Genomic DNA, 16,477 nt, shown 5'->3' on the forward strand with positions numbered 1-16,477 from the left:
CATAGACAATGAGAACGATTAAGTGTCGTAAGGGCAATTGGTGGATGCCTTGGCATGCACAGGCGATGAAGGACGTGATACGCTGCGATAAGCCGTGGGGAGCTGCGAATGAGCTTTGATCCATGGATCTCCGAATGGGGAAACCCACCTTAAATGCTTGGAGAATCCAGACTGTTCGCAAGAACGGCCTGGGTTTCCAAGCATTGAAATAAGGTATCTTATTCTGAATACATAGGGGTAAGAAGCGAACGCAGGGAACTGAAACATCTAAGTACCTGCAGGAAAGGACATCAACCGAGACTCCGCAAGTAGTGGCGAGCGAACGCGGACCAGGCCAGTGGCAACGGTGAATAAAGTGGAACGGAATGGAAAGTCCGGCCTTAGCGGGTGATAGCCCCGTACACGTAGAACAACCGTTGTCCTTGAGTAAGGCGGGACACGTGAAATCCTGTCTGAACATGGGGAGACCACTCTCCAAGCCTAAGTACTCGTGCATGACCGATAGCGAACAAGTACCGTGAGGGAAAGGTGAAAAGCACCCCGACAAGGGGAGTGAAATAGAACCTGAAACCGGTTGCCTACAAGCAGTCGGAGGCCGCAAGGCTGACGGCGTACCTTTTGTATAATGGGTCAACGACTTAGTGTAACTAGCAAGCTTAAGCCGGTAGGTGTAGGCGCAGCGAAAGCGAGTCTGAACAGGGCGTTCAGTTAGTTGCATTAGACCCGAAACCGAGTGATCTAGCCATGAGCAGGTTGAAGGTTGGGTAACACCAACTGGAGGACCGAACCCGCATCTGTTGCAATAGATTGGGATGACTTGTGGCTAGGGGTGAAAGGCCAATCAAACTCGGAGATAGCTGGTTCTCCGCGAAATCTATTTAGGTAGAGCGTCGACCGAATACCCTCGGGGGTAGAGCACTGGATGGGCTATGGGGACTCACCGTCTTACTGATCCTAACCAAACTCCGAATACCGAGGAGTACTAGTCGGCAGACACACGGCGGGTGCTAACGTCCGTCGTGAAAAGGGCAACAACCCTGACCTCCAGCTAAGGTCCCCAAGTCATGGCTAAGTGGGAAAGGATGTGAGGATCCCAAAACAACCAGGATGTTGGCTTAGAAGCAGCCATCATTTAAAGAAAGCGTAACAGCTCACTGGTCTAAATAAGGGTCTTTGCGCCGAAAATGTAACGGGGCTAAAGCCATGCACCGAAGCTGAGGATTGGACGCAAGTCCAGTGGTAGCGGAGCGTTCCGTAAGCCTGTGAAGGAGGACCCGTGAGGGCCTCTGGAGGTATCGGAAGTGCGAATGTTGACATGAGTAACGATAAAGAGGGTGAGAGACCCTCTCGCCGAAAGACCAAGGGTTCCTGCTTAAAGTTAATCTGAGCAGGGTTAGCCGGCCCCTAAGACGAGGCGGACACGCGTAGTCGATGGGAACCACGTTAATATTCGTGGGCCTGGTGGTAGTGACGGATTGCGTAACTTGTTCAGACTTATTGGATTGTCTGGGCGGGGAAGCGGTTCCAGGAAATAGCTCCACCGTATAGACCGTACCCGAAACCGACACAGGTGGTCAGGTAGAGCATACCAAGGCGCTTGAGAGAACTCTGCTGAAGGAACTCGGCAAATTGCACGCGTAACTTCGGAAGAAGCGTGACCCCATGCTACGCAAGTATTGTGGGGTGGCACAGACCAGGGGGTAGCGACTGTTTATCAAAAACACAGGGCTCTGCGAAGTCGCAAGACGACGTATAGGGTCTGACGCCTGCCCGGTGCTGGAAGGTTAAGAGGAGAGGTGCAAGCTTTGAATCGAAGCCCCAGTAAACGGCGGCCGTAACTATAACGGTCCTAAGGTAGCGAAATTCCTTGTCGGGTAAGTTCCGACCTGCACGAATGGCGTAACGACTTCCCCGCTGTCTCCAGCAGAGACTCAGTGAAATTGAATTCCCCGTGAAGATGCGGGGTTCCTGCGGTTAGACGGAAAGACCCCGTGCACCTTTACTATAGCTTTACACTGGCATTCGTGTCGGCATGTGTAGGATAGGTGGTAGGCTTTGAAGCGCGGACGCCAGTTTGCGTGGAGCCATCCTTGAAATACCACCCTTATCGTCATGGATGTCTAACCGCGGCCCGTCATCCGGGTCCGGGACAGTGTATGGTGGGTAGTTTGACTGGGGCGGTCGCCTCCGAAAGAGTAACGGAGGCGCGCGATGGTGGGCTCAGACCGGTCGGAAATCGGTCGTCGAGTGCAATGGCATAAGCCCGCCTGACTGCGAGACTGACAAGTCGAGCAGAGACGAAAGTCGGTCATAGTGATCCGGTGGTCCCGCGTGGAAGGGCCATCGCTCAACGGATAAAAGGTACGCCGGGGATAACAGGCTGATGACCCCCAAGAGTCCATATCGACGGGGTTGTTTGGCACCTCGATGTCGGCTCATCGCATCCTGGGGCTGGAGCAGGTCCCAAGGGTTTGGCTGTTCGCCAATTAAAGCGGTACGTGAGCTGGGTTCAGAACGTCGTGAGACAGTTCGGTCCCTATCTGCCGTGGGTGTAGGAATATTGACAGGATCTGTCCCTAGTACGAGAGGACCGGGATGGACATATCTCTGGTGGACCTGTTGTCCTGCCAAGGGCATAGCAGGGTAGCTATATATGGAATGGATAACCGCTGAAGGCATCTAAGCGGGAAACCAACCTGAAAACGAGTATTCCCTTGAGAGCCGTGGAAGACGACCACGTTGATAGGCCGGGTGTGGAAGCGCAGCAATGTGTGAAGCTTACCGGTACTAATCGCTCGATTGGCTTGATCGTTCTCATTGAATATGCTCATCTCAGGGCAAACGCGGAGCGTTTGTCCCGACAAGACGAAGGCGAAAGCATTCGTCCGGTTGACGTCCAAAGACGTGTTCACAGACTAAACAAACGAAGGCATCCGGTTATTGCGCACGCAAAACACCGACCCTTCTACCAGCTTCTCAATTGATTGCCCTTAGCCGACCTGGTGGTTATGGCGGGGTGGCCGCACCCGTTCCCATTCCGAACACGGCCGTGAAACGCCCCAGCGCCAATGGTACTTCGTCTCAAGACGCGGGAGAGTAGGTCGCTGCCAGGTCTGCTAAAGGCAATCAACGTTCCTGCAACGCAGGATACATCTTCTCGACACACCTTCGGCCCCGCCGAAACTCAAGGGCCGCTCAAAGCGGTCCTTTCTGTTTTGAAAACCTCGACAAATGTCAGGGCCGAGCACAACAACGGTATTTTGCCAAAGGCAAAAACCGGCGGTATTTTGCCAAAGGGCAAAAACCTGGTAACGCGGGGTGGAGCAGCCCGGTAGCTCGTCAGGCTCATAACCTGAAGGCCGCAGGTTCAAATCCTGCCCCCGCAACCAAACCAAAAAGCCCCTGTCGCAGAAATGCGCGGGGGCTTTTGGCGTTCAAAGAGGCAGAAGGACGCCAAACGCACTCCGCCGTCGCCCACCTCACGCGGCGCCTCCAGACCCCTTGGCCTGCCCGATCTCAACCTCGATCAGCGACAGAAAACGTTGCGCCAAAGGCGAAAGCAGTGCATCCCGGTGGAGGATGATGTTGTACGCGGGAACGCTGACCCGGCGCGCCATGTCCAGCGTCACGATGTGCGCGCTGAGATCCTCCGCCATCAGCAGGTTGGCGACCTCGCGCGCGAAGGGGGCGATGGCGTCGCTGCGCGAAACCGTCGTCAGCGTCAGAAGCACCGAGGCGGAATAGGTGATCCGTTCCGGGAAATCCGCCCGGTCCGCCCGGAAGGCGTCCGCCACCGTCGACCAGATCGGCGATCCCGCCGGCTGGATCACCCAGTCATAGGGCGAAAGATCGCGGAAACCGAGCTGCGCGCGCCCGGCAAGCGGATGCTGCTCGCGCACCGCAAAGCTCAGCACCTCCTCGCCGATCGGCCGCACGTCGTAGGCCGCGGGATCGTCAGCCGCGCTCATCCGCGCCAGCACGAAATCGTATTCGCCCGCGCGCATGCGCTGCATCAGCGTCAGGCTCGGCTCGACGTCGATCTGAAGCTGCGCATGCGGAGCCTGCGCGCGCAGCGCCATCGACGCCGGCAGCGCATAGGCGACGGCCGCCGCCGTCACCGCACCGATCCTCACCCGGCCGCGCAGGCCGTCCGCGACCTCCCGCATGTCGCGGCCGATATTCTCCACCTCCGCGACGACACGGCTCGCGCGCGCCGCCAGCACGTTGCCGAATTCGTTGAAGACAAAGCCGCGCGCATTGCGAGTGCAGACCTGCTGGCCGACAAGCGCCTCGATATCGGCAAGCGTGCGCGAGGCGGCCGGCTGTGAGATGTTCATCTCCTCGGCGGCAAGGCTCAGCTTTCCCCGGCGCTTCAGCGCATCGATGAACCGAAGCTGGTTGAGCTTGAGATAGTGCGCTTTCATGCCGGCAATCTAGCCAGGGCGATATCATGACGCAATTGATATGCAACGATATCGATTGATGATTTGACTGTTATGTGAGTTCCGCGTTCCCTGTGGCGGACAGGGAGGATGGCGATTTGCGCCCGCAGGCGCGCGCACCGCATCGCCCGCACAACAGAGAGCACCACGACATGACATTCAAACCCTCCCCCTGGCCACGCAAGCTGCGTTCGCAGGAATGGTACGGCGGCACCTCGCGCGACAACATCTATCATCGCGGCTGGCTGAAGAACCAGGGATATCCGCACGACCTGTTCGACGGGCGCCCGGTGATCGGCATCCTCAACACCTGGTCGGACCTGACGCCCTGCAACGGCCATCTGCGCGAGCTGGCGGAAAAGGTGAAGGCTGGCGTCTGGGAGGCGGGCGGTTTCCCGCTGGAGGTTCCGGTGTTCTCCGCCTCGGAAAACACTTACCGGCCGACGGCCATGATGTACCGCAACCTCGCCGCGCTCGCGGTCGAGGAGACGATGCGCGCCCAGCCGATCGACGGCGCGGTCCTGCTGGTCGGCTGTGACAAGACGACGCCCTCGCTTTTGATGGGCGCGGCCTCCACCGACATCCCCTCCATCGTCGTCACCGGCGGGCCGATGCTGAACGGCTGGTTCCGCGGCGAGCGCGTCGGCTCTGGCACGGCGCTCTGGCAGATGTCCGAAGCCATCAAGGCCGGCACGATGAGCAAGGAGGACTTCCTCGAGGCCGAGCAGGCGATGAGCCGCTCGTCCGGCACCTGCAACACGATGGGCACGGCCTCCACCATGGCGTCGATGGCCGAGGCGCTCGGCATGGCGCTCTCCGGCAATGCGGCGATCCCCGCCGTCGACAGCCGCCGCCGCGTCATGGCGCAGCTCACCGGCCGGCGCATCGTCCAGATGGTCAAGGACGACCTGAAGCCTTCCGACATCATGACCCGCGAAGCCTTCGAGAACGCCATCCGCACCAACGGCGCCATCGGCGGCTCGACCAATGCGGTGGTGCACCTCCTGGCGATGGCCGGCCGTGTCGGCATCGACCTCACGCTCGACGACTGGGACCGCCTCGGCCGTGATGTGCCGACGATCGTCAACCTCATGCCGTCGGGCAAATACCTGATGGAGGAGTTCTTCTATGCCGGCGGCCTGCCGGTGGTGCTGAAGCGCCTCGGCGAAGCCGGGCTTCTCAACAAGGATGCGCTGACGGTTTCCGGCGAGACGATCTGGGACGAGGTCAAGGACGTCACTAACTGGAACGAGGATGTCATCCTGCCGACGGAGAAGGCGCTGGCGCAGGCCGGCGGCATCGCCGTGCTCAAGGGCAACCTCGCGCCGAAGGGTGCGGTGCTGAAGCCGTCGGCCGCCACGGCCTCGCTGATGGTGCATCGCGGCCGCGCCGTCGTCTTCGAGGACATCGACGACTACAAGCGCAAGATCAACGATCCCGATCTCGACATCGACGAAACCTGCATAATGGTGCTGAAGAACTGTGGTCCGCGCGGTTATCCCGGCATGGCCGAGGTCGGCAATATGGGCCTGCCGCCCAAAGTGCTGAAGAAGGGCATCACCGACATGGTGCGCATTTCGGATGCCCGCATGTCCGGCACCGCCTATGGCACCGTCGTGCTGCATACCAGCCCTGAAGCCGCCGCCGGCGGGCCACTCGCCATCGTGCGCGACGGCGATTTCATCGAGCTCGACGTGCCGAACCGGCGTCTCCACCTCGATGTGCCGGAAGGCGAGATCGAACGGCGTCTTGCCGAATGGAAGAGCCCGGTCGCGCGGCCGGCGAGCGGCTACGGCATGCTCTACCACGACCATGTCGAGGGGGCCGATACCGGCGCCGATTTCGACTTCCTGCGCGGCGCGCGCGGCAATGCCGTGCCGAAGGATTCGCACTGACCGGCGGAGCGGAAACGCTCCGTTCCGACATAGGAAAAAGCCCATCCGCATATCCTGCGGATGGGCTTTTTTACTGAAGCTGGAGGCCTTCCTCAGAATTCCTCCCACTCGCCCTTCGTGTCGAGTGCCGCATTGCCGCTGAAGGCGGTGGCGACCTTGCGGCCGAGCGCGCGGGCGGGAGAGGCATGGCCGGTGTCTCCGGTGCGGACGGAGCGAACCATGCCGGCCGCGGGCGCACCCTCGAGACGGAACTGGCTGACGAGTTCGCGCAGGCGCACTGCCTCGTTTGCCAGCGTGTTGGAGGCGGCGTTGGACTGTTCCACCATCGCGGCGTTCTGCTGCGTCGTCTGGTCCATCGCATTGACTGCGGTGTTGACCTCGGCAAGCCCGACGGACTGTTCCTTGGCGGAGGTCGCGATCGATTCCATATGGGCGTTGATCTCGACGATGAAGCCGCTGATGGTCTTCAGCGCCGTGCCGGCATCGCGCACCAGCTTCACGCCGGTTCCCACTTCGGCCGAGGAGTTCTGGATCAGGCCCTTGATCTCCTTGGCGGCCTGGGCGGAGCGCTGGGCGAGCTCGCGCACTTCCTGCGCCACGACCGCAAAGCCCTTGCCGGCCTCGCCGGCGCGGGCGGCCTCGACGCCGGCATTCAGCGCCAGCAGGTTCGTCTGGAAGGCGATCTCGTCGATGACGCCGATGATGTTGGAAATCTGCTGCGAGCTTTCCTCGATCTTGCGCATCGCTTCTTCCGCGTGGGAGACCACCTCGGCGGATTCGGCAGCGGAGCGGTTGGCCCGGCTGGCGACGTCCTTGGCCTCCTCGGTGCGCTTGGAGGAATTGGCGACGTTGACGGTGATCTCGTCGAGCGCGGCGGCGGTCTCCTCCAGCGAGGCGGCCTGCTGCTCGGTGCGTTTCGACAGGTCGTCCGTGCCGGACGCGATCTCGCGGGTGCCCGTGTCTAGCGTCGAGATCGAGCCGGAAATCTCCGAGAGCGTGGAGCCGAGCTGGGCCACGGACTGGTTGAAGTCATGGCGCAGCGCCTCGAAATCCTGCGCGAAGGCTTCGTTGAGCTGGAAGGCGAGGTCGCCCGCCGACAGGCGCTTCAGGCCGGCGGCAAGGCCGGATGTGGCGATGCGCAGCCGCTCGGCAGCGTCGGCCTCGGCTTTCTCCTGCATGGCGATGCGCTCGGCTTCGGCGCGCTTGCGCGCCTCCACCGCTTCCTGTTCCAGCCGCCGGTTGGCGATGGCGCCCTGGCGGAAGACTTCGAGCGCCTTGGCCATGTCGCCGATCTCGTCCTTGTTCCTGGCGAGGGCGATCTCGGTATCGAGCTGGCCGCCTGCGACCTCGCCCATCGAACTGGCGAGCTTATCCATGCCTCCGATGATGCGTTTGAAGGTGACGAAGCCGACGATGGCAAGCATCAGCGCCAGCATCGACATGGCTGCGATGGTCAGCATCCAGTAGAAGGAGGCGCGGGTGTTCGCTTCGTCCACGGCGCCCTGCGTGCGTGCTTCGAGCTTCACGAAGAAGGCGTCGACCGGCTTCATGATCTCCGCCTTGAACTTGTGGTAGTCCGGCGAATTCAGCATCAGGGCCGCCTTGTCCCGGGCCTGCGGCCCGAGAGTGGCGGCGCCATCGACGAGCGCCATCGCCTCGGTCTCGATCTTGACGAGGGCGTCGGAGCGCTTGCCGGCCTCGTCCAGGAGGGCGAATTCCTCGTCGGTGAAACCGGCCTGCTTCATCAGGTCGTGAAGCGGAACGGCGGCGCCGTCGGGACGGGGCCTGGCCTCGCCGCCCGCGACGAAGTCCCAGTAGATGCGGTGGTAGTCTTCCGGGCGCGGGCGCGTGCCGTTGCGGATCTCGATGACGGCGTTGTACTGGTCCTTGAAGGAGGCGTCGCCCGTCTCGGCATAGGTCCGCACCATGCGCGTCAGGTCGTCGGAAGACTGGCGGAAGCCGTCGGCCAGCAGGTAGGACTTGTATTTCTGGTCATAGGCATTGGTGACGTCGCCGGCCGCGCCGGCATAGCCCCACAGGCTGCCGATGAGCCCCGCAATCGCCACGCCGGTGACCGATGCGAGCACGATGAACTGCGTCTTTATTCTCATGATGAATCCTGGCGTGCCCATGCTTCTTCTGCCGCGCCGAACTCATTTCTGACGTCATGAAGCCATGCCGCACCTGAGTGCCCTGTCCGACCGCATCGTCGGAGTGCTCATGAGATTTGCTTGCATTGGTTATGAAATCGATAATTTTATCCGGTGCGGGCGCGAGTTTTACTGAGCTATCGTAACTATTCTTGATCAATCGCAACTCTGCGTAATCCTGCGGAAGGAATAACACTCAGGATGATCGTCTCAACGCAAGATAACGTTACGGAAGTTGTTGTTTACGCCCGATATAATACTTGCACAATCAACGGTAGAAGGGTGGAAATTTCAAGGATGATCTCCGGCAGGAGGCTTATGTGAAATTATCGCGCTCCATGCGTGAATGTATCATTACACGACGCCAGCCTGTTCGACCGCCGCCCATCCTGTATGTGCCTGGCGGATCGTGTGTGCCGGGCCATCCCGTCCTGGCCGCGGGCCTTCGCCGCCGTGAAGCGCAGGGGAGGCCTGCAGGCTGAGCGGGCGGAAAAAAGGGCTTCGTTTTCCCCGCCCCTTGCCGCGCCCCTATACTTGTCCGGACCCTTTTCGACAGGAGCCGGACGACATGGACACGACTGAAAACCTGAACCTTCCCTATATCCTGCCCGCGCAGGCGCAAAAGCACGTCACCCACAACGAGGCGATCCGGGCGCTGGATGCGCTGACGCAGCTTGCCGTGCTGAGCCGGACGGTCGCAAGCCCGCCGGCCAGCCCCGCGGGCGGCGCGCGCTATATCGTTCCCGCCGGCGCGACCGGCGCCTGGGCCGGTGAGGCCAAGGCGCTGGCCGCCTGGCAGGATGGCGTCTGGAGCTTCTATGCACCGCGCGAAGGCTGGCTTGCCTTCGTGCTGGACGAGAACCGCCTCCTCGCCTTCAAGGCCGGCGACTGGGCGGCGGCGGCCTTCGATGTCGCCATTCCGAACGAGGTCGGCATCAATGCGACGGCGGACGCGACCAACCGGCTGGCGGTCGCCGCGCCCGCCTCGCTTTTCACCAATGAGGGGGCAGGCCACCAGATCAAGGTCAACAAGGCGAATGCGGGCGATACCGCATCGCTGCTGTTCCAGACCGGCTGGTCCGGGCGGGCCGAGATGGGCCTTGCCGGCAGCGACGCCTTTCGCGTCAAGGTGAGCGCGGACGGTTCCGCCTTCAACGACGCGATGGTGGCCGACCCGGCGACCGGGCGCGTCTCCTTTCCGGCTGGCGTCGACGGGCTGCGCGTGCAGCTTGCGGCAAACCGCACCTACCATGTCGCCACGAGCGGCAATGACGGCAATAGCGGCCTGACCGCGGGCGCTCCCTTCGCGACCCTCCAGAAGGCGGTGGACGAGGCGCACAGGCTGGATTGCGCGGGCTACGATGTCACGATCGAGCTGGCGGCCGGCACCTATGCCGGGGCGACTGTCGGCCGGCCGCTGCTCGGCGGCGGCACGCTTTTCATCAAGGGCAACGAGACGACGCCGTCCTCCGTCGTGCTCTCCTCGGGGCTCGCCTTCGGCAACGGCGCGCAGGTGCGTGTCTCCGGCGTGCGCATCGCGATCGCGACGGACCTCATCCACGCGCTGCTGGTCGGCAACGGCGTTTCGCTGCGCCTCGGCAAGGTGGAGTTCGGCGCGGTGGGGGCGAATGCCGACCATATCCATGCCGACAATCCCTGCCACATCCTGCTGGAGAGCGACTACACCATTTCCGGCGGCGCACGCCGGCACATCGATATCGGCGCCGGCCTGCTGACGGCGACGAACCGCACCTTCACGCTCACCGGCACGCCTGCCTTCACGGTTTTCGTGGCAGTGCGCAACGGCGGGGCCGTCTCGCTGTCGAACCCCACCATCGTCGGCAGCGCCACCGGCAGCCGCTACCTCGCCGAGACCAACGGCGTCATCGACACCTTCGGCAAGGCGACGACCTTCCTGCCCGGCTCGACCGCCGGCACCACGCCCTCGGGCGGCATCTACGCCTAGAAAACATCGCACACGATCCTTTTCGGCGGCTCTTGCCTGGGAGCCGCCGGACTGGTTATGAAATGCGATGTCTCTCGAATCCGTCCGCACCTTCTTCGCCGCAAACGCTCCCGATATCGACGTTCTCGTCACCGAGCAGAGTTCGGCGACCGTAACGCTGGCCGCCGAGGCCCATGGTGTGGCGCCCGAGCAGATCGCCAAGACGATCTGCCTGCGCGTCGGCGAGGAGATCGTCCTCCTGGTCGCCGCTGGCACGGCGCGGCTCAGCAACCGGAAATTCAAGGACCGGTTCTCGGCAAAGCCGCGCATGCTGGATGCCGAACAGGTGGTGGCGGCGACGTCCCATCCGGTCGGCGGCGTCTGCCCCTTCGGCCTGCCCTCGGCGCTCCCCGTCTATTGCGATATCTCCCTGCGGCCCTTCGAGGAAGTCGTGCCGGCCGCCGGCGCGACCAATGCCGCCGTGCGCATCGCGCCCGACCGTATGGCCGCGCTCGTTTCGGCCGAATGGATCGACGTCTGCGAGTGACGGACGGCCGATTTCGGCTTGTCGTGAAAGAGTTTCGCTAAAAACCGGGGAAATGACCGGCTGGCGCGAACGCCTTGGAAAAAGCAATATAACGAAACTGTGATCACGGTGGTCTGGCCTTTTGGGGACCGCCGCGCACAGGCGCGGAACGATCCGCGACGGGCCTGCTGGAGGAGCATTCGGCCCGAACTATCGCACGGCGCGCCATCGGCGTTCGCCAGGGGGAGAAAATATGTTTGAACGGCTTTTCAAGCTGAGTGAGCACGGCACCACCGTGCGCACCGAAGTGATCGCGGGTCTCACGACCTTCCTCACCATGTCCTATATCATCTTCGTCAATCCGGACATCCTGTCGACGACGGGCATGGACCGGGATGCCGTCTTCGTGGCGACCTGTCTTGCCGCCGCGCTCGGCTCCATGGTCATGGCGACCATGGCCAACTGGCCTATCGGCATGGCGCCCGGCATGGGCCTCAACGCCTTCTTCGCCTTCACCGTAGTGGCGGCGCTGGGCTTCACCTGGCAGCAGGCGCTCGGTGCGGTCTTCATCTCCGGCATCATCTTCGTCATCCTGACGGTGACGGGCGTGCGAAGCTGGCTGATCCAGGGCATTCCGCATTCGCTCAGAAGCGCTATCGCCACCGGTATCGGCCTCTTCCTCGGCATCATCGCGCTCAAGAGCTCCGGTATCGTCGTCGACAACCCGGCGACCCTCGTCGGCCTCGGCGACCTGAAGCAGACCGGCCCGCTGCTCGCGATCCTCGGCTTCTTCGTCATCGCCGTGCTCGACGCGCTGCGCGTCAAGGGCGCGATCCTGATCGGCATCCTCGTCGTCACGGTCCTGTCGTGGATCCTCGGCGTCAGCGAATTCCGCGGTCTGGTCTCGGCCCCGCCGTCCATCCTGCCGACCTTCCTGCAGCTCGACATCATGGGCGCGCTGCACGGCGGCCTGCTGCACGTCATCCTCGTCTTCGTGCTCGTCGAGGTCTTCGACGCCACGGGCACGCTGATCGGCGTCGCCAAGCGCGCCAACCTCATCCAGGAAGGCAAGCCGAACCGCCTCGGCCGCGCGCTTCTGGCCGACAGCACGGCCATCGTCGCCGGCTCGCTGATGGGCACGAGCAGCACCACGGCCTATGTCGAAAGCGCCTCGGGCGTGCAGGCGGGCGGGCGCACCGGCCTCACCGCGCTCACCGTCGCCGTGCTCTTCCTCGCCGCCCTCTTCATCTCGCCGCTTGCCGGCTCGGTGCCGAGCTACGCGACGGCCCCGGCCCTGCTATACGTCGCCGGCCTGATGATGCGCGAAATGACGGAAGTCGACTGGGAAGACCTGACGGAAGCGGCACCCGCCGCGCTCACCGCGCTCGCCATGCCCTTCACCTATTCCATCGCCAACGGCCTTGCCTTCGGCTTCATCACCTATGTCGTGCTGAAGCTTTTCACCGGCAAGTGGAAGCAGATCCACCCGGCAACGGCGATCGTCGCCGCGCTCTTCGTCATCCGCTTCGCCTTCTTCGCGGAATAAGCGGACGAGCACACATCTGGAACGGGCCGCGCGATGAGCGCGGCCCGTTTGCGTTTCAGGCCTTTGCCACCGCGTCGAGCCAGGTCTGCCATTTCGGCTGCGCGGCGGCGGCGGCCGCGCCAGCCTCCGAGCCGTAGAAGAAGCGGCAGAGGCTGAGGCGGACCGTATCGCCCATGCCGTAGAGGCCGAACAGGCCGACGCCCGGCACGTCGCCGTCGATGCGCAGGATCACATAGCGCTGCACGGCATCCTGGCGCACGACGACGACCTCGCCGAACAGCGTTTCGCCGGCCTCCACGGTCCAGTTCTCGCCGACATCGGCCGTCTCGTGGCCGAGGCCGTCCAGGAGGTTGCGCCAGACGACGAGGGCTTCGCCCTTCGCTTCCGCGGCGAGCTGGAAGGAGGCGGCGGCCTGGCCGGCATGGTGGGCGAGATAGAGCCGCAGCGCGTCGATGAAGCCCGGCCATCCGGATTCGAAGCCTTCCATCTGGCCGTCCCACTGCGTGGAGGTGCTGACGATGGAATGCACCATGTGCACGCGGCATCCACCGCCCGAGCGGGCAGCGATGGTGATGTCGGTGACGATGGGTGGGGCGCTTTCAGCCCAGTCGGCCTCCACATAGCCGAAGCGGTGCGGCGGCTCCCAGCAGGTCACCGTGCCGCTGCCGGTGACACCGGCCATGAAGTGGAAGGTGATCCGGCCGCCGATCTGCCCGTCGATCTCGGCCGTGGTGAACCAGGCGGCATTGCCGGGGCCGGTCGCCATGGCATGCCAGACGTCTTCCGGCGTGCCCGGCACCAGGAAGTCCAACTCCACCCAGCGCTTTCCGCTCGCGTCGAATCTTATCGTCATCGTTCCTCTCCCTCGTCAGGGGAGCGGCCATGCGAAGAGGCCGCCCCGATAGCGCGCAAGGTAGCATGCGGTATCGGGGGCGGCCGTCAATCATCCGTGAAGACAGAAATGCCGGCCCGTGGAGGCGGGCCGGCGGATCCGCATCCCCGGTGGATGGATCAGCGGATCAGGAAGGATTCGGCGTAGAAATGCTCTTCGAGATTCACGCCCTCGCCGCCGCGGTCGACCACGGCGAAATCGGAAACCGCATCGAGCGGCGTCAGGATGCCGTGCCAGACATTGCGGCCGATATTGACGCCCTGTCCTGGCGCGGTGCGGAAGGCGATCGGCTCGGCCGGGCCGCTCTCCGTCTCTTCGGCGACGACGACGAGGAAGGAGGCGTCGCCGAGCGGAATGAAGGCCTGGCTGCCGAGCGGGTGGCGCTCGACCATGTTCAGTTCCAGCGGCAGCGGATAGGGCTCGCCGCGCAGCAGGCTGATCATCGGCCTTGCCTTCTCGCCGGTCGTCTCGATGTTGGCTAGATCGTGGAAGCGCGTGCACTTGCCCGCATTGATCGGGAAATTGTGGGCGCCGTCCTGCTCGATGACCTGGCCGAAGGGCGCGAAGGCCTCGCGGGTGAGCGGTCTGATGTCGATTGTCTTCATGTCTTTCCTCCCTCGGCCACACGGCCAAAAACACGCAGACGGCTGATGCCGCCGTCCGGATGGATGTTCAGGCGGATATGCGTCACGGCACCCGCCCGCTTCACGCGATCGCCGTCGAACGTATGGATACGGTCGGCGGCAAGCTTCTGCTCGGGCAGGATTTCCTGCCAGAACATCGACGCGGCGGTGACAAGGGTGGGGAGGTCCCCTGTCGTGCCCGTCAGGTCGGCGGCCTGCACGGAGCAGGCATCCGGGTAGTTGCCCTTGAAGTGGGCGGTATCGACGACGATGCTCTCCACCGTCGCCCGTGCGGCGAGCCTGACCACGATCCACTCGTGGCCCGGCTCGCGGCGGCGGCTGGTCTCCCAGCCGTCACCCATATTGACGCCACGGCCGGGCGCGAGCAAGCGCTGATGGCCGTAATGTCCGTTCGACAGCGCGACGACCTGCCCGCCGGAAAGGGCGGAGGCGAGATCGATCGGCCCTTCGGCCGGCGCGAGCGCCGGGATTCCGTAGACGCGCAGCCGCGCCACCCCGCCATCGGGGTAGATCCTGAGCCGCACATGGCTGAACAGCCCGTCCGCGGCGCAGTCAAAGAAATGCTGGGCGCTCGGCCCGAGCGGGCTTGCCGCAATCAGCGTCACCCAGTCCGTCGCCTCGTCCGGGCCACCCGGCGCATGACATCCCTCGATGGCGCAGGCCGTCGGGTAGTTGCCGGTAAAATAGGCGGTGTCCACGTCGAAGCCGCGGATGCGGCCGGGCGTCGCGAGCGCGACGATGGCGTGGTCGTGGCCCGGGCCGCGCCGCCGCCGCGTCTCCCAGCCGTCCATCCACTTGCCGTTCTCGTCGTAGCGGCCGGGATGATAGGCGGCGGGTTCGTCGGCCAGCATGCGCGACAGCGGGCCGAAGAATTCGTCCGTCGCGGATATGCCCCTTGCCCCGAGGCTCGCCGAGGCAAGGTTGATCGTTCCGCGCGCGAAGGCAGGCAGGGCGCCGGTCGACATGGTCCGCTCTCAGGCCGGCAGCAGCGCTTTGAGCCGCAGCAGGCCGATCCGCTCGACCTGCTTGCAGGCGGTGGCGAATTCGCTCTCGCGGTCGTTCGCGACGCGCTTTTCGAAGGCCGCGAGGATGCTCGCCTTCGTGTTGTCGCGCACCGCGATGATGAACGGGAAGCCGAATTTCGCCACGTAGCGGTCGTTGAGGTCGGTGAAGCGCTCGCGTTCCTCGTCCGTCAGCGCGTCGAGGCCGGCGGAGGCCTGCTCCTCGGTCGAGCTTGCCGTCAGGCGCTTTGCCTGCGCCAGCTTGCCGGCAAGGTCCGGGTGGGCGACGAGCACGCCGAGCCGTTCCTCGTCGCTTGCCGCGCGGAACTGGAAGGTGAGCGCGGCGGCAAGGCCGACGGCGGTATCGTTAGCCGGCGAAAGTTCTCCGTCCCAGGCGCGCTGCGCCACCCAGGGCGAATGCTCGAAAATGTCGCCGAAGCGCTTGACGAAGGCTTCCTCCGACATCTGCGAGGGGCGTTCGGCGGCCGGCTGCGGCGGATTAGTCCTCGCCCAATGCTCGGCGATATCGACGCGCCGGGCGATCCACACCTTCTCGTGGCTCTGCACATAGTCGATGAAGCGGGCGAGCGCCATGACGCGGCCCGGACGGCCGATCAGGCGGCAATGCAGGCCGATGCTCATCATCTTCGGGCTACCGGCCGCGCCTTCGGCATAGAGCGCGTCGAACGAGTCCTTCAGGTAGCTGAAGAACTGGTCGCCGCTGTTGAAGCCCTGCGGCGTGGCGAAGCGCATGTCGTTGGCGTCGAGTGTGTAGGGAATGATGAGCTGCTGGCGGCCGCCGTGCTCGGACCAGTAGGGCAGGTCGTCCGCATAGGTATCGGAAACGTAGTCGAAGCCGCCGGCCTCCGCGACGAGATCGACCGTGTTGACGGAACAGCGGCCCGTATACCAGCCGCGCGGCCGCTCGCCGGTGACGAGCGTGTGCAGGCGGACCGCCTCGGCGATCGCCGCGCGCTCGTCTTCCGCGCTCATGTCCTTGTGCTCGACCCATTTGAGGCCGTGCGAGGCGATTTCCCAGCCGGCCTCGATCATCGCGGCGACCTGGGCGGGCGAGCGCTGCAGGGCGGTAGCCACACCATAGACTGTGACGGGCACGGCCTTTTCGGTCAGCAGCCGGTGCAGACGCCAGAAGCCGGCGCGCGCGCCGTATTCGTAGATGGATTCCATGTTCCAGTGGCGCTGGCCCGGCCATTGCGCGGCGCCGACGATCTCGGAGAGGAACGCTTCGGAGGCCGCATCGCCGTGCAGCACGCAGTTCTCCCCGCCTTCCTCGTAGTTCAGGACGAATTGTACGGCGACGCGCGCCTCGCCCGGCCACCGGGCGGCGGGCGGGTTCTGCCCATATCCGTGCATGTCACGGCAATATCGCATGGAACGCTCCTCCAAACGCTTTTCGATGACAAATATCTAACCCG

10 protein-coding genes, 1 tRNA gene and 2 rRNA genes are annotated in these 16,477 nt (G+C 63.7%); 7 read left to right on the top strand and 6 right to left on the bottom strand.

Annotated features, from left to right (window positions below):
• The first annotated feature begins 16 nt into the window (after positions 1 to 16).
• The 3 genes from Q9316_RS19140 to Q9316_RS19150 all read left to right on the top strand — a co-directional run bounded on the left by Q9316_RS19140 (position 17) and on the right by Q9316_RS19150 (position 3,389).
• A 23S ribosomal RNA gene (locus Q9316_RS19140) occupies positions 17 to 2,812 on the top strand.
• Positions 2,813 to 2,998: 186 nt separating this feature from the next.
• A 5S ribosomal RNA gene (gene rrf / locus Q9316_RS19145) occupies positions 2,999 to 3,113 on the top strand.
• Between the two features lie 199 nt (positions 3,114 to 3,312).
• Positions 3,313 to 3,389 (top strand) — tRNA-Met (locus Q9316_RS19150).
• 90 nt (positions 3,390 to 3,479) lie between these two features.
• Here the strand turns inward: Q9316_RS19150 and Q9316_RS19155 are convergent.
• On the bottom strand, positions 3,480 to 4,424 hold the full coding sequence (locus Q9316_RS19155) for a LysR family transcriptional regulator (RefSeq protein ID WP_306033145.1): 945 nt from the start codon (positions 4,422 to 4,424) through the stop codon (positions 3,480 to 3,482).
• A 170-nt stretch (positions 4,425 to 4,594) separates the two neighbouring features.
• On the opposite strand from Q9316_RS19155, the gene araD reads away from it, so the two are divergent.
• Positions 4,595 to 6,337 (top strand): L-arabinonate dehydratase, encoded by a 1,743-nt coding sequence (gene araD, locus Q9316_RS19160; RefSeq protein WP_306033146.1) that lies wholly within the window; start codon positions 4,595 to 4,597, stop codon positions 6,335 to 6,337.
• 92 nt (positions 6,338 to 6,429) lie between these two features.
• Here the strand turns inward: araD and Q9316_RS19165 are convergent, their stop codons facing one another.
• The gene (locus Q9316_RS19165) at positions 6,430 to 8,448 is read right to left on the bottom strand and encodes a methyl-accepting chemotaxis protein (protein ID WP_306033147.1); all 2,019 of its coding nucleotides are present in this window, start codon (positions 8,446 to 8,448) and stop codon (positions 6,430 to 6,432) included.
• A gap of 607 nt (positions 8,449 to 9,055) precedes the next feature.
• Here Q9316_RS19165 and Q9316_RS19170 point away from each other — a divergent pair.
• The 3 genes from Q9316_RS19170 to Q9316_RS19180 all read left to right on the top strand — a co-directional run bounded on the left by Q9316_RS19170 (position 9,056) and on the right by Q9316_RS19180 (position 12,504).
• Positions 9,056 to 10,453 (top strand): DUF2793 domain-containing protein, encoded by a 1,398-nt coding sequence (locus Q9316_RS19170; RefSeq protein WP_306033148.1) that lies wholly within the window; start codon positions 9,056 to 9,058, stop codon positions 10,451 to 10,453.
• A gap of 67 nt (positions 10,454 to 10,520) precedes the next feature.
• Complete coding sequence (locus Q9316_RS19175; RefSeq protein ID WP_306033149.1) at positions 10,521 to 10,979, top strand: YbaK/EbsC family protein; 459 nt, start codon at positions 10,521 to 10,523, stop codon at positions 10,977 to 10,979.
• Between the two features lie 232 nt (positions 10,980 to 11,211).
• On the top strand, positions 11,212 to 12,504 hold the full coding sequence (locus Q9316_RS19180) for an NCS2 family permease (RefSeq protein ID WP_306033150.1): 1,293 nt from the start codon (positions 11,212 to 11,214) through the stop codon (positions 12,502 to 12,504).
• 55 nt (positions 12,505 to 12,559) lie between these two features.
• Here Q9316_RS19180 and Q9316_RS19185 read toward each other — a convergent pair whose 3' ends face one another.
• The 4 genes from Q9316_RS19185 to puuE all read right to left on the bottom strand — a co-directional run bounded on the left by Q9316_RS19185 (position 12,560) and on the right by puuE (position 16,433).
• A complete protein-coding gene (locus Q9316_RS19185; protein WP_306033151.1) occupies positions 12,560 to 13,357 on the bottom strand; it encodes an SRPBCC family protein in 798 nt (265 codons plus the stop codon).
• 158 nt (positions 13,358 to 13,515) lie between these two features.
• Positions 13,516 to 14,001: an ureidoglycolate lyase gene (locus tag Q9316_RS19190; protein ID WP_306033152.1), complete on the bottom strand. Its 486-nt coding sequence runs from the start codon at positions 13,999 to 14,001 to the stop codon at positions 13,516 to 13,518.
• Positions 13,998 to 15,005: an allantoicase gene (alc, locus tag Q9316_RS19195; protein ID WP_306033153.1), complete on the bottom strand. Its 1,008-nt coding sequence runs from the start codon at positions 15,003 to 15,005 to the stop codon at positions 13,998 to 14,000. The genes Q9316_RS19190 and alc overlap by 4 nt, the downstream gene beginning before the upstream one ends.
• A gap of 9 nt (positions 15,006 to 15,014) precedes the next feature.
• Positions 15,015 to 16,433: an allantoinase PuuE gene (puuE, locus tag Q9316_RS19200; RefSeq protein ID WP_306033154.1), complete on the bottom strand. Its 1,419-nt coding sequence runs from the start codon at positions 16,431 to 16,433 to the stop codon at positions 15,015 to 15,017.
• Positions 16,434 to 16,477: the final 44 nt, after the last annotated feature.

It is taken from the genome of Shinella zoogloeoides (genome assembly GCF_030733845.1).
GTDB classification, from domain to species: Bacteria; Pseudomonadota; Alphaproteobacteria; order Rhizobiales; family Rhizobiaceae; genus Shinella; species Shinella zoogloeoides_C.